We start from the raw sequence: 20,279 nt of genomic DNA on the forward strand, positions 1-20,279 counted from the left end.
GGGGGGTCGGGCCCGGCGGGGGGGGGCGCGGGGGGGGGGGGGGGGGGGGGGGGGGGGCGGCCCCCCCCCCCCCCACGGATGGGGGCTCAGGCCGCCCTGGTGTACTTCGCGGGATCGGCGTCGAACGCCGGCCCGCAGCCCGCGCAGCAGAAGTAGTAGCGCGTGCCCTCGTGGTCGCGGTACAGGCCCGCGGCCTCGGCGGTCGCGATCACCACGGGTGTTCCGGCCATCACCGGGCATTCGGCCATGCCCTCGGCCGGCACGGCGAGCAGGTCGGTGCGCCCGTCGGCGGAGACGCCGCTCTGGCGCGGGACGCTGCAGCAGGATCCTGCGGGGGAATCGGACATGTCGGTGCTCCTCTGTCGTTCGTTCACGGGGTGTCCACCGCCCTGCTGCGGAAGGACCGCAGGCGGAGGCTGTTGCCGACGACGAAGACGCTGGAGAACGCCATCGCCGCACCGGCGAGCATGGGGTTGAGCAGGCCGAGCGCCGCGAGCGGGATCGCCGCGACGTTGTAGGCGAAGGCCCAGAACAGGTTGCCCTTGATCGTGCCGAGCGTGCGGCGGGACAGGCGGATCGCGTCGGCGGCACTGCGGAGGTCGCCGCGGACGAGGGTGATGTCGCTCGCCTCGATCGCCGCGTCGGTTCCGGTCCCCATCGCCATCCCGAGGTCCGCCTGCGCGAGGGCCGCCGCGTCGTTCACGCCGTCCCCGACCATCGCGACGACCTTGCCCTCGTCCTGAAGCCGGCGCACGACGTCGACCTTGCCCTGGGGCAGCACCTCGGCGATCACCTCGGTGATCCCGACCTCGCGTGCGATCTGCTCCGCCACCACGCGGTTGTCACCGGTGAGCAGGACGGGGGTCAGCCCCAGTGCGCGGAGCTGCGCCACCGCCTCCGCACTCGTGGCCTTGACCGTATCGGCGACGACGAGCACTCCGCGGGCCCGGCCATCCCAGCCCACCGCGATCGCGGTCGTGCCCTGAGCCTCCGCCTCGGTCGTGGCCGCTCTCAGCCCTGCGGACAGGTGCTGCGACCAGTCGGCGAGCAGCGAGGTGCGTCCCACGACGACGGCGTGACCGTCCACGATGCCCTGGACACCCTTGCCCTCGATGTTCCCGAACTCCTCGACGGCCGGCAGGGCGCCGAGTTCGCGGGTGGCCGCGGCCGCCACAGCCTGAGCGATCGGGTGCTCGGAGGCGTCTTCGAGGGCGCCGGCCAGCCGCAGCAGCTCCTCGCGCTCCACCCCGTCGTCGGTGTGCACCGCGGTCAGCGTCATGCGACCGGAGGTGACCGTCCCCGTCTTGTCGAGCACGATCGTGTCGACCTTCCTGGTCGACTCCAGCACCTCGGGGCCCTTGATGAGGATGCCCATCTGGGCGCCGCGACCGGTGCCGACGAGCAGGGCGGTCGGCGTGGCCAGACCCAGCGCGCAGGGGCAGGCGATGATGAGCACCGCGACCGCGGCGGTGAACGCGGCGGACGCAGGGAATCCGGCCGCCAACCAGGCCACCAGCGTGCCGAGGGCGATGACGATCACGATCGGCACGAAGATCCCGGAGACCTTGTCCGCGAGCCTCTGGACCTCGGCCTTCCCGGTCTGCGCGTCCTCCACCAGCCGCGCCATCTGCGCGAGCTGGGTGTCGGCGCCGACCCGGGTCGCACGGACCACCAGCCGTCCGCCGGCGTTCACGGTGGCTCCGGTGACGGCATCGCCCGCGCCGACCTCCACGGGCACCGACTCACCGGTGAGCATGGAGGCGTCGACCGCGGACGTGCCGCCGACCACGACACCGTCGGTGGCGATCTTCTCCCCTGGACGCACGACGAACTGGTCCCCGACCCGCAGCTCGCTCGTCGGGATCCGCGTCTCGACGCCGTCGCGGAGCACGGCGACCTCCTTCGCGCCGAGTTCCAGCAGCGCGCGGAGCGCCGCACCGGCCTGCCGCTTCGAGCGCTTCTCGAAGTAGCGCCCGGCGAGGATGAACGTGGTCACCCCGGCTCCGACCTCGAGGTAGATGTTGGCAGCACCGTCGCTGGGCGCCACGGTCAGCTCGAACGGGTGCGTCATACCTGGCACCCCGGCGGTGCCGAAGAAGAGCGCGTACAGCGACCACAGCAGCGCGGCGAGCGTGCCCATCGAGATGAGCGTGTCCATCGTGGCCGCTCCGTGCCGGAGGTTGATCCAGGCCGCCTTGTGGAACGGCCAGGCCGCCCACACGATCACAGGTCCCGCGAGCGCGAGCGACAGCCACTGCCAGTACGTGAACTGGAGCGCCGGGATCATCGCCATCGCGATGACCGGGACGGTGAGCACGACGGCGGCGATCAGCCGCTGCCGCAGCGCGGTGAGCTCCGGATCCGGCTGCTCTCCGTCGGGCTGCGCACCCTCCGGCGCGGGAGGCGCAGGGACGACGGCGGTGTAGCCGGTCTTCTCGACCTCGGCGATGAGCAGGGCGGTGTCGACGCCCGCCGGCACCGTGACGCTCGCCTTCTCGGTCGCGTAGTTCACGGTGGCGGTGACGCCGTCGAGACGATTGAGCTTCTTCTCGATCCGCATCGCGCACGACGCGCAGGTCATGCCGCCGATCTCCAGCTCCACGCTGGTCGCGGATGGGGTGTCCATCAGGACCGTACCGCCTGGTAGCCCGCCTCGTCCACGGCGGCCAGCACGGCCGTGTCGTCGACGGGGGCGGAGCTGCGCACCACGAGTCTCCCGCTCTGCGCGCTGACATCGATACCCTCGACACCGGGGATGCGCGACACCTCGTCGCGGATCGCCATCTCGCAGTGGCCGCACGTCATTCCGGTGACCTGGTACTCGCTCGTGCTCATCATGCTTTCCTTTCCTCGGAATACCCCCCTGGGGTACTCCTTCGGCACAACCTTATACCCTCCGCGGGTATTCCCGCACACCCGGGCGGCAACGGGACTCGTCCGCTCCGGGTGAGGGACGCTCGGCATCCGACGCCGCGCCTGGGAGGATCGCGGTCATGGACTCCACTCCCCTGTCATCCTGGCGGGACACCACCACGCGCCGCGCCATCGAGGCGTTCGTCGCCGCCGCGACCACAGGCCCGGAGGCCGTCCCCGTCGAAGAACGGATCGCCGTGTTCGACAACGACGGCACACTGTGGTCGGAGAAGCCCATGCCCACCCAGCTGCACTACGTGGTCGAGCGCTGGCGCGAGGCGGCCACCCGCGACCCGTCCCTCGCCGAGAACCAGCCGTACCGCGCGGCGGTGACCGGTGACCTCGCCTGGCTCGGCACCGCGATCGACAAGCACTACGCCGGCGACGACTCCGACCTCGGTGTCATCATCCAGGCGCTCCTGGGGCTGACCGACGGTGTCAGCGTGGAGGACTACGCCCGCTCGGTCACGGAGTTCTACCGCTCCGCGCAGCACCCGATCCTCGGTCGCCCGTACGCGAATTCCGTGTACACGCCGATGGTGGAGCTGCTGCGCTACCTCGAAGCCCATGGCTTCACCTGCTACATCGTCTCCGGCGGCGAGCGCGACTTCATGCGGCCGATGACCCAGGCGAACTACGGCGTCCCTCCTGAGCGCGTGATCGGCTCGGCGCTCGGGCTCACCTACGACGAGAAGGATGCCAGCGTCCGCTACTCGTCCGCCCTGGCGTTCTTCGACGACGGTCCGGAGAAACCGGTGCGGATCTGGAGCCGGATCGGTCGGCGTCCGCTGCTCGCCGCCGGCAACTCCAACGGGGACATGCCCATGCTCGACTTCGCGCACGGCGGCCCTCGCCGCGGACTCGCGCTGCTGATCCATCACGACGACGCGGGCCGCGACGACACCCCCTACGACACGGGAGCCGAGAAGGCCCTGCGCGCAGCCGACGACCGCGGCTACACCGTGGTCAGCGTCAAGGACGACTGGGCGTCCGTGTTCCCCGACCGCGCCTGAGTCGGGCGGTGCCGGGCGGTCAGAGGGCGCAGCGGAAGCCGATGTGGGTCATGGCGGTGTCCTCTGCCTGCGCCGATCGCGCCGCAGGGCGGTAGCGGAGGCAGTACTCCGGAGCGCAGAGGTGCGAACCGCCCTTGAGCACGCGGCGCGGGATGGGCGACCCGGGTTCGGAGGACAGCAGGCTCGCGCGATGTCCCGCCTCGACGCCCACGGCTCCCGGCGGTACATGTCGGTGCGTCCAGTAGTCCGCCGTCCATTCCCACACGTTGCCGATCATGTCGTGCAGGCCGTAGCCGTTGGCGGGGAACGAGGCCACCGGAGCGGTGCCGATCCACCCGTCGGCGCCATGGTTCCGGTACGGGAAGGCACCCTGCCAGGTATCCGCCATGAGGGTGCCGTCCGGCTTCGTGTCCTCCCCCCAGGCGAAGCGGGCACCGACGAGGCCACCGCGCGCCGCCCATTCCCACTCCGCCTCGGTGGGCAGGCGCCTGCCGGCCCACGCGGCGTAGGCGACGGCATCGGGGTACGCGACCTGCACGACCGGATGATCGAGACGGTCATCGATCGACGAGGTCGGCCCGAAGGGGTGCCGCCAGGACGCCCCGGGCTCCCACCGCCACCACTGACGCCAGTCGCGAAGGTCGACGGGACCGCGTGTCGGCGTGAAGACCATGGCCCCGGGGACGAGGTCGTCCGGGTGCACGCCTGGGTAGTCGGCAGGGTCCATCGGCCGCTCGGCGATCGTGACGTAGCCGGTGTCCTCGATGAAGGCCGCGTACTGGCGATTGGTCACGGGATGCTCGTCCAGCGTGAACGGCTCCACGCGCCGCTCGTGGACGGGCCCCTCCTCCGGGTAGAACTCGTCCGACCCCATGACGAGCGTGCCGCCGGGGACCTCGATCATCGCCGTCATGCCCTCATGCTAGGCCTCGGCCCGCTCCGGTCGATCACTCGCGCGACAGCATCGCCGTTGCCTCGAGTTCCATATCGAGATACTGCTCCGTGCTCACGTCCACCGCCACGCCCAGGAGCTTGCCGCCGGTGAACGGGAACGGGTTGCGGTACTGCGCGCTCACCGGGTCGGCGCTGTCCCACCCGACGCAGAGTCCGTCGCCGCAGAGCGTGAACTTCCCGACCTGCGCCCGCATCGGACCGGACGCCACCGCGCGATCGTCGACGTACAGCGTGGTCGTGCCGACGGACTCGCCGTGCTCCCCCGCCCCCTCGCGGACGAACTCCACGCCGAGGGTATGCGGGCCGGGGGTGAGCTCGTCCGAGGTGAACGACTGCTCCGGCGGGATGCCGAGGAAGTTGTACACGTAGACGAGCCTGTTGTCCTTGAGGAACAGCGAGTGCCCGCCGAAGCGCGAGCCGTGCGCGAAGAGCACGCCCTCGGCACCCTCGTCGAGCACGACGTCGGCGATGATCTTGTAGGAGCGCCCTCGGACGTTCACCGCGACGCTCTCCGGTACCGCCGCGGTGCCGGGGAAGTACACATACCGATCCCGGGGCGCCTCGGCCTGGGGCCGCGGGACCGTCAGGATCTCGCGAGCGGAGCGGTCATCGAGCGGAAGGGCGAAGTTCGCCTCCGCCTCGGCGAACCATGCGGTGATGAGCTCCTGCAGCTTCTCCGGGTGGGTCGCGGCGAGGTCGTTCGACTCGGAACGGTCCTCCGCCACGTGATACAGCTCCCACACGTCGTCGTCGAAGTGGCCCTTGCCGCTCAGCGGCGCGTGTACGGCGGCGGCCTTCCAGCCGTCCTTCCAGATGCCCCTCGTGCCGAGCATCGAGTAGTACTGCACCGTCTTCTGCGTCGGACCGTCCGGCGCCGCGTCGAAGGACGACTTCATCGAGACGCCGTCGAGCGGTCTCTGCGGCACCCCACGGTAGGACTCCGGCATCTCGATGCCGATGACGTCGAGCACTGTCGCCACGACGTCCACCGAGTGGTGGTACTGGTGGCGCAGCTCCCCCTTCGCCGCGATCCCCTTCGGCCAGTGCACGACCATCGGGTCGCAGGTGCCGCCGGAGTACTGGGAATAGCGCTTGAACATCTGGAACGGCGTGGAGAACGCGGCCGCCCACCCGGTCGGATAGTGGTTGTAGGTGTCCGCGGAGCCGAGGGTGTCGATCATCGCGAGGTTCTCGGCGAGATCGTCGGGGTAGCCGTTGAAGAACTTGTTCTCGTTCACGGAGCCGTCCGGTGATCCCTCTCCCGAGGCGCCGTTGTCGGCGCAGTAGAAGATGATCGTGTTGTCCAGCTGCCCCGTCTCCTCCAGGTAGTCCACGATCCGACCGACCTGGGCATCCGTGTACTCGGAGAAGCCCGCGAACACCTCCGCCATGCGGGCGAACAGCCTCCGCTCGTCGTCGTTCAGCTCCGCCCAGGGGCGCACGTGGTCGGCCGGGTTCGCCGCGTCCTCCGGCAGCGGATTGAGCGGCGTCAGCCGCGTGCCCTCCGGCAGCACGCCCTTCTCGATCATGCGGGCGAGCACCCACTCGCGATAGGCGTCGTAGCCGTCGTCGAAAGCACCCTTGTACTTGTCGATGTACTCCTGCGGCGCGTGGTGCGGAGCGTGGTTCGCGCCGGGACAGAACCACATGTACCAGGGCTTCGAGGGGTTCGAAGCCTGCTGGTTCCGGATCATCGCGAGCGCCTGGTCGGCGAGATCCTTCGACAGGTGATACCCGTCCTCGGGGCGGTACGGCTGCTCGATGAAGTGGTTGTCCTCGACGAGATCGGGGTACCAGTTGTTCGTCTCGCCACCGAGGAAGCCGTAGAACCGGTCGAACCCGAGCTGCAGCGGCCACATCGAGCGGCTGCCTCCCGGCGCGATGTCCTCCTCCGGGACGTTGTGGTCTTTGCCGAGCCAGAACGTGCTGTAGCCGTTCTCCTGCAGCACCTGCCCGATCGTCGCGCACTCCGCCGGGAGCCGTCCCGCGAAGCCCGGGAAGCCGTTGGTGCCCTCCATGATCACGCCGGCGCGATTGACGTGGTGGTTGCGCCCCGTGAGCATGGTGGACCGCGTCGGCGAGCACAGCGCCGTGGTGTGCCACTGCGTGTAGGTGAGGCCCCCGGCGGCCAGACGATCCATGGTCGGCATCGCGATGCGACCGCCGTACGGCGACCAGGAGGCGAGCCCGGTGTCGTCGTAGAGCACGACGAGGACGTTCGGTGCTCCGTCCGGCGCCTTCCGCAGCTCGTACGGCGACCAGTCGGGACGGGAGTCGCGGACGTCCAGCGTGATCTCGCCCGAGAAGTCTGCGTTGAATTCCGACATCGTCTCTCCTTCGTTCAGGGCGCGTCCGCGCTCCTCGGCACGAGTCTTCCGAGCCGGCGTCCGTGTGGACAACGGTTCTCACCCGGGAAGGGTGATCTCAGTGGCGTCATCCTCGACCGGCTCGTCCGTCTCATCCGCTGCGGAGTCCGGGCGGCGCAGCAGTTCCACGAGGACCGTCAGCACGAGGACGCCGATCGCCACGCCCACGACGGCACCGAAGGTCACAGGGCGCGTCGCCACGAGGATGAGCACACCGATCGCCATCCCCGTGATGAGGATCGCGCCCCGATAGCGGTCGACCGCCCGCCCGAATCGTCCCGTGGATATCCCCCGAGCCTCCGCCGCCTCGCGCAGCGCCCCGGAGCCGCTCTCGGTCGCACCGCGCACCGTCGAGGCGCTGCGGCTCGATCCGGCCAGCCAGGCCCAGAGCGCGATGAGCACGCCGACGAGAGCGAGGGCGACGATGGTGGACCCGAGGAGCGCCGTGAGCTGATCGAAGAGGGATTCGGCCGCCGCAGCCGTCATGATGGACGGACTGACGGCGCTGACGAAGAACCCGCGTCCGATCCCCATCCCCGCGGCGAGGAGCAGGAAGACGACGGCGAAGCCCGCGCTCGTCCAGAACAGCGCCCGCGGCCGGTCCACCGCCAGCAGCACGCCGAGCACGACGAGGCCGAGCACGACCCAGGGCAACCAGAACCCTGCGGCCACCGCGATCTGGTAGACCGTGCGCACCAACGCGAGGGCGTCCGCCTGCACCACCGGGATGGTGCGATCGATCACGGGGATGAGGTCGGCCACGCCGGCCCCACGCTCGGCGAGAGCCTCCTTGACGCGTTCCACGACCGCCCCCACGTCCACCGAGAGCACGCCGTCGTCGCTCAGCTGCAGTGCGGTGCCCGGGTCGTCCTGGAGGATCGCGACGGCACGCTCATGCGTGAAGCGCAGCGACTCCGCCCAGATGTCGGCGAACTGCGGCGACGACACCACCTCGCGCACGACACCGTCGATCAGCGACGACAGCCCGGACGCGGCCGGTGCTTCCAGGAGCCCGAGGGCGGCGGTGGCGCGGGGCGGCAGATCGAGGGCGCGCAGCCCATCGAAGAGCTCTCCGACCACCGCATCCAGGTCGACCTGCTCATCGATGGCGGTCGTCACCTGATCGGCGACGAAGTCCTGGACGTCCGGGTCCTGGGCCAGTGGAGCGAACGTCGCGACGAACCGATCCGCATCGACGAGCTGCAGCCGCGCCCACGTCCCCATCGCCGCGATCGGTGCGAGGAGCACTGCGACGACGAGCACGATCCCGGCGATGATGCTCCGGGCCGAGACCCGGCGTCGAGGGCGACGCAGCTCCTCGTTCTCCTGCTCCAGCGCGCGCAATCGTTCCCGCAGATCGTCGATCTCGCTCATGGGCGCCTCGTCTCGATCGTCGCGGGCGCTCAGCCCAGCAGCTTCTGCTTCGCCGCGGTGAACTCCTCCTCCGTCAGCACACCGGAGGCCTTCAGCGACCCGAGCTCCTGCAGCTTGGCGATCAGGTCGTCCGCCGGTGCGGGCGGCGCGGCCGGCGGGGACGCCGGCGGCGCATACCGCGCAGCCGCGGTGCGGGCCGCGTCGTCCATCTGGGCCTGTTGCTGAGCGGCCTCATACTGCTGCTGCTCGTACTCGCTCTGCGCGCGGCGCTCCTGGTGCCGCATGGCGGCTCCCTGCACCGCGGTCGCCGTTCCGGCGACCACCGCGGTCCGTGCGGCGAGACCGATGAGCCCCGGCCGGCCGAATCTCCGCAAGGGCATGTCATTCACCTTCCTGTTCGAGGATGTCCATCACCGCGTTCACGACGGGAGCCGGAATGCGCTCGGTGCGCAGCACCTGGCCTCCCGCGGCGGCGACATCCTGGGCCAGGGTCCGGGCGAACAGGAGTTCCAGGACCACCACGGCCGCGGATCGTCCCGGTGGCACGACCTCCGCCAGAGCGAGGACGTCGTCCTCACTCGCGAGTCCGGCGACGATCGGCTCGAGCCCGCCGAGCGCCGGGGACCCGTCGCCCTCGTCCAGTTCGAGGATGTCGAGCTCCCCGTCCGCCGTCCTCGTCACCAGCACGAAGTCCAGCACGCGCACGACACCGCTCGACACGAGGTCGGTCAGCGCCCCGAACGTCGCCGGGTCCGGCCGGTCGCCGTCGAAGCCCACGAGGTAGAACTCGACGGGCCCGAATCGGAACTCCTTCATGTCGCCACCCTTCGTCCGGCAACAGGATGGCACCGCGACCGTGGGGCGCGTACCCCCTCTCACCCGCTCCGGGTGAGAGGGGGTACTCGGGCTCTCGCGCGGCTGTCACCATCGAGGACGGAGTGATGGAGGATCGAGCACGGTCATGAGAAGCCGGGTGCTGGGCGACGTCGCGTTCGTCGTGATCGAGCTCCGCCGCGAGCACCCGGGACCACCGGTTCTCGAGCCACTCCTGCGGCAGGTCGAAGCAGGCACCCTGCGCGTGCTGGACTTCCTCGTGGTGCGGCGGGATGCCGACGCACACCGCATCACGGAGATCGACGGCGACGACTTCGCGCTCGCCGGTCTCCGCCTGTATGCGCCCGGACTCATCTGCGTCGAAGACGTCGGACACTTCCTCCCCTGGGTCCCCGTCGGCTCGGTCGCCGCCGTGATCCTCGTCGAACAGTGCTGGGACGTCCGGTTCGTCCGCGAGGTCGAGGACGGCGGCGATCGGATCCTGGCGACGCAGGCGATACCCTCCGCGGTCGCGAACGCCGCCCTGGCGGCGACCCTGGGCGCAGCGTCGTGAGACGGCTCACCTCTCACACCATGGCGTGGACGGCCTCCCGCCGGGACGACACCCCGAGCTTGCGGTATATCGCGCGTTGATGCGTCTTCACCGTGTTGACCGACACGGAGAGTTCCTGCGCGATCTCCGGCAGCGTGCGCGCCGTCTGCATCTGGTGGAAGACGTCGCGTTCCCGCTCCGACAGCCGATCGGTCACGGATCCGACCGCGTCGACGGCGAGGCATGTCTCGATGAACTCCTCGAACTGCGTGCCGTGATGCACATGCGCCTGCAGCAGCCGGCGCACCGCGACCTCCCGCGGACCGAAGAGCACGACGAGGTTCTCCGCGGACGCGACGGCGAGTGCGGCCTCGCACAGGTCATGCGCGTCCTCCTGGTGGCCGGTCGCCCTCCGGAGCGCAGCCGCGGTGATCAAGGTGGCGGCCTTGACGTACGACAGCTCGGAGGCGCCCCGCAACGATCGCAGCATCTCCAGCGCCGCAGCGTGATCCTCGGCGCGACGCAGGATTCCGGACAGGGCGACGCCCACGAGCGGGAGGTCGGTACCGCTCGCGTACTTCTTCGCGATGCGCAGTGCGCGCTCCCTCCGCCCCACCGCCTCTTCGAGCAGGGCCACCGACGACTCTCGGAACGCCGGCCACGCCACCCCCTGCACGACGTCGATGGGGAGTTCCTGCACGCCGATGGCCGCCCGGCGACATATCGCGGGGTCTCCTGTGAGCGCGGCCGAATAGGCGCCCATCATGCGTGCATGCCCGGCGAGGTCGCGGCCGGATGCGGCTTCCTCCCGTGCCGCGTCGAAGATCCGGACCGCCTCCTCCGCCTCGCCGGACCAGTACGCGACCCACCCCGCGGCGGCCATGGCGCTGCCGCGCGCGAAGGTGTTCCGCGGAAGAAGAGTCTCGCGGGTGCTCTCGGCCTCGGCGAGCACGGTCGCGGCCTCCGTGAGCCGGCCGGAGGTGGCGAGGCCGTAGGCGAGATGCCCGGCGGCGCGGGACGTGAGCTCCCGGTCGCCCGCTTCCTGCGCCTCGCGCGCCGCTGCAGAGAAGTACTCGATCGCGAGGTCCGGCGATTCGCGACTGCGCAGAGCGGTCCACCCCAGCAGGTGGTTGAGCGCCACCCGACCGCCGTACATCCTGTCGTCCTCGGCATCGAGCAGCGCGCGGATCTCGGGACCGGACACCGCCACCTCGACGGACGACTCCGCGAGCAGCAGGCGGACGATGAGGAGGACGGCAGGGGCGGCCTCCCCCGGCGTGCGGTCGAGGAGGGCCTCGGCCCGTCGGCACAGCTCCCGGGCGACACGATGGTCCCCGAGGACATCGCTGGCCCCGGCTCGCACGAGCAGCAGGTGCGGATCGTCCGGGTTGTCGCGCAGGAGAGTCGTCGCCGTCCGCTCCACGTCGCCGGCCGAGGAGCCGACCACGAGGCCCAACCAGTGCCGGAGGAGGATGGCCCTGGCACCGGCGCGATCCCCGGCGCGCCGCGCGTGCGTCACGGCGGCGATCGGATCCGTGTGCTCCAGAGCACGGGCGGCCCGGCGGTGCACGGTGGCGAAACGGGCGGCATCCGTCCGCGCGAGGTCGGCGCACCGACGCGCGAACGCGGGGTGCCACCGGTACGTCGGGCCGTTCGGGCCGTCGAACCGGTCCAGGAAGAGGCCGAGTCGGACGCAGCTCTCCAGGAGGTCGGCGGCGTCCTCCCTCGCCGTCACGAGTGCGGCGGTCTCCGGGGTGAGCTCCGCGCAGGCGGTGCCGTCGAGCACGAAGTCGGCGAGCGCGGGCGGCAACGCGTCCAGCACGTGCTCGCGGACGTACTCGCCGAGGAACGACGCGGCCGTGGACGCGGCCGTCGACGGCAGCGCACCTCCCACGAGGACGAGCCGTACCGCTATGGGCCACCCGCCGGTCTCCTCTCGCACGGCGGTCGCATCGAGACCTCGGGGCACCGACCGCAGCAGACGACGGATCTCGTCCGTCGAGAACCGGAGCGTCTCCACGCCGACGAACGATCCGGGATGCATGAGTCGATGGCGGGACAGGGTGACCTCGATCAACGTGGTCCCGACGAGGACGAGGTGCAGTCCGTCCGGAGGCTGATCGGCGAGGAGGCCGAGAAGTCCCTCCCGCCAGGACTCGCCGGCACGGTGTGCGTCGTCCACGATGAGGTGCATCGGATGCTCGGCGTCCTGAAGCGCCGCGCAGATCTGCCGGTAGGCGCGCACCGGATCCTCGATATCGCGGCGGACGGCGAACGCGCGCCCCGTGCGCTCGGCGGCGAGCGCCAGCGCATTCACCACCCCGGACGTCAGCAGCGCGGGATCGTCGTCCGAGGCGCTCAGCGTGAGCCAGGCGACGTCGTCGCGCGCCACCGCCCAGGCCATGACCGCCGTCGTCTTGCCGTAGCCGCTGGGCGCGCTGAGAACCGTCACCCCGTCGGCCTCCACGGCCGCCGTGATCGCTGCGGTCACGCGCTCCCGCGGCAGGACGCCGATGGGCGGGGCGGGCGGCCGGAAACGCATCGCCGGTCCCGGCCTCGTGGAACGTACGGGAGGCGGCATGGCAACACGAAACCACGGGCCCGAGCGCCCTTCCAGGGGGTGGGCCCGCAATCACCCGGATGAAAGTGCCGGGGACTACGCTGGCCGCGTGACCTCGCTCCCGACTCCTTCCGGCCCCGCGGCAGACCGCGCGTCCTCGCCCGCCTTGCGGACCTTGCTGATCCTGGCGGCGAGCGCGATCGTCCTCGCCGGCGTCTCGCTGGCGCGTGAGGTCTTCGGTCCCTTGGCCCTCGCGATCGTCATCGTGGTGATCTGCGAACCGATCCGCCGTCCGTTCCAGCGCCCCGGTCGGCCCGCCTGGGTGGGGACGACCGCCGTGATCGTGCTCGCCTACGTGATCCTGCTGGCGATGGCGGCGCTGCTGTGGCTCGCCGGCACCCAGTTCGCCCGTCTGGTCGGCGACCTCGCGTCTCAGGACGGGCTGGTGCGCGCCGCCGATCAGATCGTCGCCTGGCTGCAGTCCCTCGGACTCGATCAGGAGGCGGCGGATGCCGCAGCCTCGGTCCTCGACCCCGAGACCCTGCTCGGTGTGGCGGGGAGCCTGGGCAGCGCGGTGCTCGGAGTCGCCACCGCCCTGTTCTTCGTCTGCGCCTACATCATCTTCCTCGCGGCGGATGCCGCTCGCTACCGGACGGCACCTGCACTCTTCGGCGCCACGCACGGCCCGGCGCTGCAGCGCATCGCCCGCCTGCAGACGGGGGTCCGCCGGTACTACGTCGTCAATGCCGCGTTCGGCGCCGTGGTGGCGATCGTCGACGGCCTCGCGCTCTGGTGGATGGGCGTTCCCGCCCCGGTCGTCTGGGCGATCCTCGCTTTCGTGACGAACTTCATCCCGAACATCGGCTTCGTGCTGGGACTCATCCCGCCCGCGATCCTCGCCTTCGTGGTGGGCGGCTGGCCGCTGCTGCTCGGCGTCATCGCCGTGTACTGCGTGGTCAACGTCGTGCTCCAGGTGCTCGTCCAGCCCAAGTTCGTCAGCGACGCCGTCGACCTGAGCCTCACGCTGAGCTTCTTCTCCGTGATCTTCTGGACCTTCGTGATCGGGCCGCTCGGCGCCATCCTCTCCATCCCGCTCACCCTGCTCGTGCGCGCCCTCGTCCTGGAGGGCGACCCGGGCTCCACGTGGGTGCGCTGGGTGAGCGGCGACCGCACCGCCCTCCCGGCGCCGGCTCCGACCCCTGAGCCCTCCGCGGTGCCCACCCGACGCCGCTTCCGACGACGCTGACGCGGCGCGGGCGACTCTTTCATCCGAAATCACCAGGGCGAGGCTCTTCGTCCCTCTGGTCGTCGGCTGCCGTCGATGCCATATTGAAGCCGGAACCATCCATCGGGCGGGAAGGGAGACCGGATGCCGCGTCCGCTCGCGGGCCTGACCCGACGCAACCTCGCGACCGAGCTCACCGCGGGAGTCACCCTTCTGGCGATCGCCATCCCCCTCAACATCGGATACGCGCAGATCGCGGGGCTCCCCGCCACCGCCGGACTGTACGCGCTGATCATCCCGACCGTCGTCTATGCGCTCGTGGTGTCGTCGCGTCAGCTGGTCGCCTCCCCCGATGCCGCCGCCGCCGCGCTGGTGGCCTCCTCCATCGGCGGGCTCGCGGTCGCCGGGAGCGCCGACTACGCCACCCTCGCCCTCGCCCAGGCGATCCTCTGCGGCGGGATGTTCCTGCTGCTCGCCGTCTTCAAGCTCGGGTTCCTGGCGAATTTCCTGTCCAAGCCGATCCTCGTCGGCTTCGTCGGAGGCCTGGCGCTGGACATCATGGTCAGCCAGATCGCGAAGATGCTCGGCGTGAAGATCGACTCCGGTGCGGAGTTCGTGGACAAGGTCGTCGCGCTGGTCACAGGTCTCCCCTCGCTCAATGGCTGGTCCGTGCTCCTCGCCGCCGTCTCCGTCGCGGTGCTACTCGTCGGACAGCGCTACCTCCGCGCCGTCCCCTGGGCGCTGATCGTGCTCGTCGCGACGACCGTCGTGGTCGTCCTCACCGGCCTCGACGGACGGGGCGTGGATGTGCTCGGCGAGGTCCCCGCCGGCCCTCCCGCGCTCACCTGGCCGGTCATCGACTGGTCGCTGTGGCTCGCCCTCATCCCCTCCGCGATCGCCCTGACCCTCGTGACCACGGCGGAGGGCCTGCTCGTGTCGCGCTCGTACTCCGAGAAGCACCGCTACCCGTTCCACGCCAACCGCGATCTGCTGGCGTTCGGCGTCGCGAACGTCGCGGCCGGCGCTCAGGGCAGCTTCGCGGTCGGGTCCTCGACCTCGCGCACCGCCGCGATGGATCAGGCGGGCTCGCGCACGCAGCTCCCCGCGCTCGTGCTCGCGGTCGGGACGCTCCTGCTGCTGCTCTTCGGCACCGCGCTCCTCGCCGACATCCCCTCCCCGGCGATCGGCGCCATCGTCGGCGTGGCGATCATCCCGCTCCTCGGCATCCGCGACTTCATCCGGCTGTGGCGGCTGGATCGGTTCGAGTTCGTCATCGGTGCCGTCTGCTTCCTCGTGACACTGTTCGTCGGGTCGATCGCGGGAATCGTCGTGGCCTTCGTGCTCGCCCTCATCAATCTCGCGCAACGCGCCTCCCATCCGGCGATCGACGTGCTGGAGACCTCGGGCGACCCCGGGGAATCCCTGTTGGAGGATGCTCCCGCCGGCACGACCACCGCACCGGGGGTCATCGTCGTCCGGCTCGCGGCCCCGCTGTTCTTCGCGAACGGCGCTGTGTTCTCCGCGGCCGTGAAGGACGCGGTCCGCACCGCGGGCCCCACCGCCGTCCAGCATGTCGTGATCGACATGGAAGCCGTCACGGACGTCGACGTCACCGGAGCCGAGGCCTTCCAGGCGCTCCGGGAGTGGCTCGACACCCAGTCGATCTCGCTGGCCTTCAGCCGCGTCCGTCCGAACACTCTCCGCCGCCTCCGCACCCTGGGCCTCCTCGACCGGGAGACCGTCTACGCGACCAACCGCGCGGCGATCACCGACCTCTCGCCGACCGATGCCGCCTCGCCGGCTCCGCACAGGAAGGGCAGCTGAATGGGTGCCGTCATCGGGGAGATCCTCCCCCTCGCCGTGGGTGTCGCGATCAGCCCCGTGCCGATCATCGCCGCGATCCTCATGCTCCTGTCCCCGAAGGCGCGGGTCACGAGCATCGGGTTCCTCCTGGGATGGATCGTGGGTATCGTCGCCGCGGTCACCGTCTTCACCCTGCTCTCCGCCGTGCTTCCGGAGGAGGATCCCGACGCCTCCCGGCCGATCCGCGGCGTCATCCAGCTCATCCTCGGCCTCCTGCTGCTGGTCCTGGCCGTCGGTCAGTGGCGCAAACGCCCGAAAGCGGGGCAGTCCGCGGCCCTGCCGTCATGGATGAAGGCGATCGACACGATGTCGTTCGGCACCGTCCTCGGTCTCGGGCTCCTGCTGTCGGCGGTGAACCCCAAGAACCTCCTCCTCGCGGCCGGTGCCGGCGTCGACATCGGCAGCGCGTCCCTGGACGCGGGCTCCACGATCCTCGTGATCGCCGTCTTCACCCTGATCGGGGCATCGACGGTCCTCGTTCCCGTCATCGGCTATCTCGTCGCCGCCGCACGACTTCGCGCGCCGCTCGACGCCCTGCGCGGTTGGCTCGCCGCCGAGAACGCGGTCATCATGGCCGTGCTGCTGCTCGTCATCGGCGTGTCCATGATCGGCAAGGGCATCGGCAGCTTCTGAGCACAGCGTCCGGCTGGCCGAGGAGATCACCCGGATGAACGCGGCTCGCATCCGTGACCACGGCGCCAGCGCGGCAGTACTGTGCGGGGAAAGGCGGTTCGGCAGAGATGAAGGAGATGGACATGGCCCGTGACTTCCAGGGCAGGATCGAACTCGACGTCCGCGATTCGGAGGCCGACTGGGAGGCCTTCCTCCCGGCGAAGCCACGAGAGGGAGCACCCAACGTTCTCGTCGTCCTGTACGACGACACCGGCATGGCGGCGTGGTCCCCGTACGGCGGACGCATCAACATGCCGACCATGGATCGCCTGGCGCAGAACGGTCTGACCTACTCCCAGTGGCACACGACGGCGCTCTGCTCGCCGACCCGCTCGACGTTTCTCACCGGGCGCAACCACCACCTGAACGGCTTCGCGACGATCTCGGAGTCGTCCACGGGGTTCCCCGGATACAACTCCCACATACCCGACTCGAACACGACCATGGCCCACGTCCTGCGTGACGCCGGCTGGTCGACGTTCTGGGTGGGCAAGAATCACAACGTCCCGATCGACGAGTGGACGGCCGGCGCCTCCAAGAAGCACTGGCCGCTGGCGCAGGGCTACGACCGCTTCTACGGCTTCATCGGCGGTGAGACCAACAACTGGTACCCCTCCCTCGCCGAGGACAACCACTACATCGACCAGCCCGCCCTCCCCGAAGACGGCTACCACCTCTCGAAGGACCTCGCCGATCAGGCGCTGTCGATGATCCGCGACGTCAAGCAGACGGAGCCGGACAAGCCCTGGTACCTCTGGTTCTGCCCCGGCGCGAACCACGCCCCGCACCACGCCCCGCAGGAGTACATCGACAAGTACAAGGGCATGTTCGACGACGGCTACGAGGCGTACCGCGAGTGGGTGCTGGCCCGGATGATCGAGAAGGGCATCGTCCCGGAGGGCACCGAGCTCACCCCGCTCAACCCGATGCCGGAAGGCTCGTTCTCGGCCGCCGACGAAGTACGCCCGTGGGACTCTCTGGATGCCGAGGAGAAGGCGATGTTCTCGCGCATGGCCGAGGTCTACGCCGGATTCAGCGAGTACACCGATGCCCAGGTCGGCCGTATCGTCGACTACCTCGAGGAGTCGGGACAGCTGGACAACACCCTCATCATCTACTGCGCCGACAACGGCGCCTCCGGAGAGGGCAGCCCGAACGGCTCGGTCAACGAAGGCAAGATCTTCGGCGGGTACCCGGACGACGAGGCCGAGAACCTGCGCATGGTCGACAAGCTCGGCTCCCCCGACACCTACAACCACTACCCGACGGGCTGGGCCGCCGCCTTCTCGACGCCCTACAAGATGTTCAAGCGCTATACCTACCAGGGCGGCGTCTGCGATCCGTTGGTGATCCACTGGCCGGCCGGCATCAGCGCGCGTGGAGAGGTCCGTCATCAGTACCACCACTCCACCGACATCGTGCCGACGATCCTCGAGGCCTGCGGCGTCGAGTTCCCAGAGGTGTACAACGGCATCGAGCAGACGCCGTTGTCCGGCGTCTCGATGGCGTACTCGTTCGACGCGGCGCCGGAGGCACCCACGGAGAAGGAGACGCAGTACTACGAGATGTTCGGGCAGCGCGGCATCTGGCACCACGGCTGGAAGGCCGTCACCGTCCACGGCCCGATCAGCGGCACGGGGCACTTCGACGAGGACGAATGGGAGCTGTACCACACCGACGTCGACCGCGCCGAGGCCGTCAACCTCGCCGCGGAGCACCCGGACAAGCTCGAGGAGCTCAAGGCGCTCTGGATGGAAGAGGCGAAGGCCAACGCGGTGCTCCCGCTGAACGACCTCCAGATCATCGGAAACCCGAAGGACTTCGAGACCTTCGTGGCGATGGAGTTCCATCAGCCCGCGCCGCCCTCCGGCCGGTTCGTCTACTATCCGGGCACCAGCGAGGTGCCGGAGCGGTCGGCGGCGAACACCCACGGCGTCTCCTTCAAGATCGCGGCGGAGGTCGAGTTCACGCCCGACACCGAGGGCGTCATCTTCGCGCACGGCTCCCGGTTCGGCGGCCATGCTCTGGTGGTCAAGGACGGTCAGGTCCATTACGTCTACAACTTCCTCGGGATCCCGCCGGAGGACCGCATCTCCGGTCCCGCCCCCACTTCCGGGAAGCACATCATCGGGGTCGATTTCGTCAAGGAGGGCATGGGCGAGTACCGGGAGGGCGTCGGGCCCGCGCGGCTCTACATCGACGAGGAGAAGGTCGACGAGAAGCAGATCCGCACGGTCCTCGGTCACTTCTCGCTCTGCGGGGAGGGCCTGACGATCGGACGGGACAGCGCCGACCCCGTGTCGTCCATGTACGGATACGGATTCGACTTCCGCGGCGGGAACATCGCCCAGGTCGTGTTCGACATCGCCGACGACGCCTATCTCGACCTGGAGGCGCACCTGGCGGCCGCCATGGCCCGCGACTGACGGCCCGGCGGCCGCCGTCACCCCGTCGCGGTCCGAGACGCCCAGCTTGCGATAGATGTTGCGCACGTGCGTCTTCACCGTGTTCGGCGAGATGTACTCCTGCTGTGCGATCTGGCGCAGCGTGGCGTTGCGACTCAAGGCGCTCAGCACGATGCGCTCGCGCTGCGTCAGCTCCTCCTCGACGAGGACCCCGGCGGCGGCGAGCCGCTCTCGCACCCGATCGGCGAAGTGCGTGCGCGCCCCGACCGTCGCCCGGGCCGCGAGCAGCCGCGACACGACGGGTCCCGCTTCGGCGATGCGGCGCACATGGTCCTCCGGCTCCGCGAGGGCGAGGGCGGTCGCGAGCGCCAACTGCGCCCGATCCGGCTCCCCGTCGTGCACGTCGAGCTCGGCTTCCACCAGCCACGCGTCGATCATCGACGCAGGAAGCAGACACGGGGTCGCCCCCTCCAGCACCGACGCCAGCGCACCCCGGGCGATGCCGTCCCGGCGGTCGTGCACGGCGGCGATCGCGCGGAGCACGAGCACATCCCCCGTATCTCCGAGCGCGCCCTCCATGTCGGTGATGAAACGGTCGCGGAGCGTCGGCTCCCCCAGCCGGTCGAAGGCATGGACGGCGAAGGGCGCCATCATGGCGTACCAGTGCGGCGGAAGCGGCAGATCATCACGGGGGGTCAGGGTGTCCAGGAGCCGCACGGCCGCCTCGCGGGGATCCGCGGACCGGTCCGCCTCGAGCAGCCCGCGCATCCCCTGCAGGCCCCGCGCGATCGCGGTCTCTCCGCCGTCGGCGATCACCCGCGCCGCCGTGTGCAGGGTCTGCGCCTCGTCGATGGTCTGCATGCCCTCGTAGGGTGCCCAGAAACGCCAGACCCGCGTCACCTCGAAGAAGGGATTGTCCGGCTCGTCGAACTCGTGCCAGCGGTGCTCGAGAGCGGCTCCCGCGACGATGGCGTCGCGGAGCCTCCCGCGGAACAGCACGCTGGTGGCGAGGACAGCTTCGGCCTGCAGCTCCGCCGCGCGCGCCCCGATCGCTCGCGCGAGATCTCCCGCGAGTCGCGCGGTCGCCTCCGCCTGATCCAGCCGTCCGATGTAGAGCTCCGCCGTCGCGGCCTCCAGGAGGGCGTAGGTGTCGAGCTGCTCCTCTCCGCTGAGGCCGCGGAGGGCGGCGCCCGCCCCGTCGAGCGCCTCGGCGATCCCGCCCCGGCGCAACGCGGTGTGGAGTTCGATCCCGTGCCGCCACCGACGGTCGACGTCGGACTCCCCCGCGTCGACGGACGGCACGATCACGGCGGCCGACGGGTCCCCGCAGGACAACTCGGCCGCGGCGATCAGCATCCGCACCGTCGGCACCGACCGCAGGGCAGCCGGCAGCTCCGCCATCACCTGCCGCACCGCGTCCGCGCGGCCGTCCAGCACGAGCTGCATCCCACAGCGCCGCAGGACGCCGGTCGTGCAGGCCGTCTCCCCACCGCGGACCGCGTGCCGCAACGCGAGGAGAGGCTCCTGTCGGGGGGGGGCGCCCGGCGGCCCCCCCCGGGGGGGGGGGC

Annotated in this window: 16 protein-coding genes; 6 read left to right on the forward strand and 10 right to left on the reverse strand. The window is 70.4% G+C overall.

Annotation, left to right across the window (positions count from 1 at the left end; all coding sequences use genetic code 11):
- Positions 1-86: 86 nt before the first annotated feature.
- Genes M4D53_RS17035 through M4D53_RS17045 form a run of 3 tightly spaced genes read right to left on the reverse strand, consistent with a single transcriptional unit; the run spans position 87 to position 2,835 of the window.
- A complete protein-coding gene (locus M4D53_RS17035; RefSeq protein WP_187663793.1) occupies positions 87-347 on the reverse strand; it encodes a YHS domain-containing protein in 261 nt (86 codons plus the stop codon).
- A 23-nt stretch (positions 348-370) separates the two neighbouring features.
- A complete protein-coding gene (locus M4D53_RS17040; protein ID WP_187663792.1) occupies positions 371-2,626 on the reverse strand; it encodes a heavy metal translocating P-type ATPase in 2,256 nt (751 codons plus the stop codon).
- Complete coding sequence (locus M4D53_RS17045) at positions 2,626-2,835, reverse strand: heavy-metal-associated domain-containing protein (protein WP_025103117.1); 210 nt, start codon at positions 2,833-2,835, stop codon at positions 2,626-2,628. The genes M4D53_RS17040 and M4D53_RS17045 overlap by 1 nt, the downstream gene beginning before the upstream one ends.
- Positions 2,836-2,993: 158 nt before the next feature.
- Here M4D53_RS17045 and M4D53_RS17050 point away from each other — a divergent pair, with 158 nt between their 5' ends.
- Positions 2,994-3,926: an HAD family hydrolase gene (locus tag M4D53_RS17050; protein WP_259955230.1), complete on the forward strand. Its 933-nt coding sequence runs from the start codon at positions 2,994-2,996 to the stop codon at positions 3,924-3,926.
- Positions 3,927-3,945: 19 nt separating this feature from the next.
- Here M4D53_RS17050 and M4D53_RS17055 read toward each other — a convergent pair whose 3' ends face one another.
- From M4D53_RS17055 to M4D53_RS17075, 5 genes are all read right to left on the reverse strand, one after another.
- Positions 3,946-4,839, reverse strand: coding sequence for a formylglycine-generating enzyme family protein (locus M4D53_RS17055; protein WP_259955231.1), 894 nt, complete (start codon positions 4,837-4,839; stop codon positions 3,946-3,948).
- A gap of 34 nt (positions 4,840-4,873) precedes the next feature.
- The gene (locus tag M4D53_RS17060) at positions 4,874-7,207 is read right to left on the reverse strand and encodes an arylsulfatase (protein WP_259955232.1); all 2,334 of its coding nucleotides are present in this window, start codon (positions 7,205-7,207) and stop codon (positions 4,874-4,876) included.
- A 78-nt stretch (positions 7,208-7,285) separates the two neighbouring features.
- Positions 7,286-8,620, reverse strand: a complete 1,335-nt coding sequence (locus M4D53_RS17065; RefSeq protein WP_259955233.1) for a hypothetical protein — start codon at positions 8,618-8,620, stop codon at positions 7,286-7,288.
- A 29-nt stretch (positions 8,621-8,649) separates the two neighbouring features.
- On the reverse strand, positions 8,650-9,000 hold the full coding sequence (locus M4D53_RS17070) for an SHOCT domain-containing protein (RefSeq protein ID WP_259955234.1): 351 nt from the start codon (positions 8,998-9,000) through the stop codon (positions 8,650-8,652).
- A 1-nt stretch (position 9,001) separates the two neighbouring features.
- Entirely contained in the window at positions 9,002-9,436 is a 435-nt protein-coding gene (locus M4D53_RS17075) for a DUF6325 family protein (protein WP_259955235.1), read from the reverse strand.
- A 145-nt stretch (positions 9,437-9,581) separates the two neighbouring features.
- Here M4D53_RS17075 and M4D53_RS17080 point away from each other — a divergent pair, with 145 nt between their 5' ends.
- The gene (locus M4D53_RS17080) at positions 9,582-10,007 is read left to right on the forward strand and encodes a DUF6325 family protein (protein ID WP_187663785.1); all 426 of its coding nucleotides are present in this window, start codon (positions 9,582-9,584) and stop codon (positions 10,005-10,007) included.
- A gap of 13 nt (positions 10,008-10,020) precedes the next feature.
- Here the strand turns inward: M4D53_RS17080 and M4D53_RS17085 are convergent, their stop codons facing one another.
- A complete protein-coding gene (locus M4D53_RS17085) occupies positions 10,021-12,528 on the reverse strand; it encodes a winged helix-turn-helix domain-containing protein (protein WP_259955237.1) in 2,508 nt (835 codons plus the stop codon).
- A 127-nt stretch (positions 12,529-12,655) separates the two neighbouring features.
- Between M4D53_RS17085 and M4D53_RS17090 the strand changes: the two genes are divergently transcribed.
- The 3 genes from M4D53_RS17090 to M4D53_RS17100 all read left to right on the forward strand — a co-directional run bounded on the left by M4D53_RS17090 (position 12,656) and on the right by M4D53_RS17100 (position 16,267).
- On the forward strand, positions 12,656-13,792 hold the full coding sequence (locus M4D53_RS17090; RefSeq protein ID WP_232089217.1) for an AI-2E family transporter: 1,137 nt from the start codon (positions 12,656-12,658) through the stop codon (positions 13,790-13,792).
- 123 nt (positions 13,793-13,915) lie between these two features.
- Positions 13,916-15,595, forward strand: a complete 1,680-nt coding sequence (locus M4D53_RS17095) for a SulP family inorganic anion transporter (RefSeq protein ID WP_259955240.1) — start codon at positions 13,916-13,918, stop codon at positions 15,593-15,595.
- The gene (locus M4D53_RS17100) at positions 15,596-16,267 is read left to right on the forward strand and encodes a GAP family protein (RefSeq protein WP_259955242.1); all 672 of its coding nucleotides are present in this window, start codon (positions 15,596-15,598) and stop codon (positions 16,265-16,267) included. It abuts the gene before it with no gap.
- A gap of 26 nt (positions 16,268-16,293) precedes the next feature.
- Here the strand turns inward: M4D53_RS17100 and M4D53_RS17570 are convergent, their stop codons facing one another.
- A complete protein-coding gene (locus M4D53_RS17570; RefSeq protein ID WP_522712472.1) occupies positions 16,294-18,882 on the reverse strand; it encodes a LuxR C-terminal-related transcriptional regulator in 2,589 nt (862 codons plus the stop codon).
- Here M4D53_RS17570 and M4D53_RS17575 point away from each other — a divergent pair.
- On the forward strand, positions 18,799-20,279 hold a 1,481-nt coding region (locus M4D53_RS17575; protein ID WP_259955245.1), incomplete at its 3' end, for a hypothetical protein. The genes M4D53_RS17570 and M4D53_RS17575 overlap by 84 nt on opposite strands.

The sequence above is a fragment of the Microbacterium meiriae genome (assembly GCF_025143875.1).
Classification (GTDB): Bacteria; Actinomycetota; Actinomycetes; order Actinomycetales; family Microbacteriaceae; genus Microbacterium; species Microbacterium meiriae.

Excerpts from the sequence above, each read along its gene's own strand:
- M4D53_RS17055 (WP_259955231.1), bottom strand. The coding sequence starts at position 4,839 with ATGACGGCGATGATCGAGGTCCCCGGCGGCACGCTCGTCATGGGGTCG.
- M4D53_RS17060 (WP_259955232.1), bottom strand. The coding sequence starts at position 7,207 with ATGTCGGAATTCAACGCAGACTTCTCGGGCGAGATCACGCTGGACGTC.
- M4D53_RS17085 (WP_259955237.1), bottom strand. The coding sequence starts at position 12,528 with ATGCGTTTCCGGCCGCCCGCCCCGCCCATCGGCGTCCTGCCGCGGGAG.
- M4D53_RS17040 (WP_187663792.1), bottom strand. The coding sequence starts at position 2,626 with ATGGACACCCCATCCGCGACCAGCGTGGAGCTGGAGATCGGCGGCATG.
- M4D53_RS17100 (WP_259955242.1), top strand. The coding sequence starts at position 15,596 with ATGGGTGCCGTCATCGGGGAGATCCTCCCCCTCGCCGTGGGTGTCGCG.
- M4D53_RS17045 (WP_025103117.1), bottom strand. The coding sequence starts at position 2,835 with ATGAGCACGAGCGAGTACCAGGTCACCGGAATGACGTGCGGCCACTGC.
- M4D53_RS17070 (WP_259955234.1), bottom strand. The coding sequence starts at position 9,000 with ATGCCCTTGCGGAGATTCGGCCGGCCGGGGCTCATCGGTCTCGCCGCA.
- M4D53_RS17080 (WP_187663785.1), top strand. The coding sequence starts at position 9,582 with ATGAGAAGCCGGGTGCTGGGCGACGTCGCGTTCGTCGTGATCGAGCTC.
- M4D53_RS17035 (WP_187663793.1), bottom strand. The coding sequence starts at position 347 with ATGTCCGATTCCCCCGCAGGATCCTGCTGCAGCGTCCCGCGCCAGAGC.
- M4D53_RS17050 (WP_259955230.1), top strand. The coding sequence starts at position 2,994 with ATGGACTCCACTCCCCTGTCATCCTGGCGGGACACCACCACGCGCCGC.
- M4D53_RS17095 (WP_259955240.1), top strand. The coding sequence starts at position 13,916 with ATGCCGCGTCCGCTCGCGGGCCTGACCCGACGCAACCTCGCGACCGAG.
- M4D53_RS17065 (WP_259955233.1), bottom strand. The coding sequence starts at position 8,620 with ATGAGCGAGATCGACGATCTGCGGGAACGATTGCGCGCGCTGGAGCAG.
- M4D53_RS17075 (WP_259955235.1), bottom strand. The coding sequence starts at position 9,436 with ATGAAGGAGTTCCGATTCGGGCCCGTCGAGTTCTACCTCGTGGGCTTC.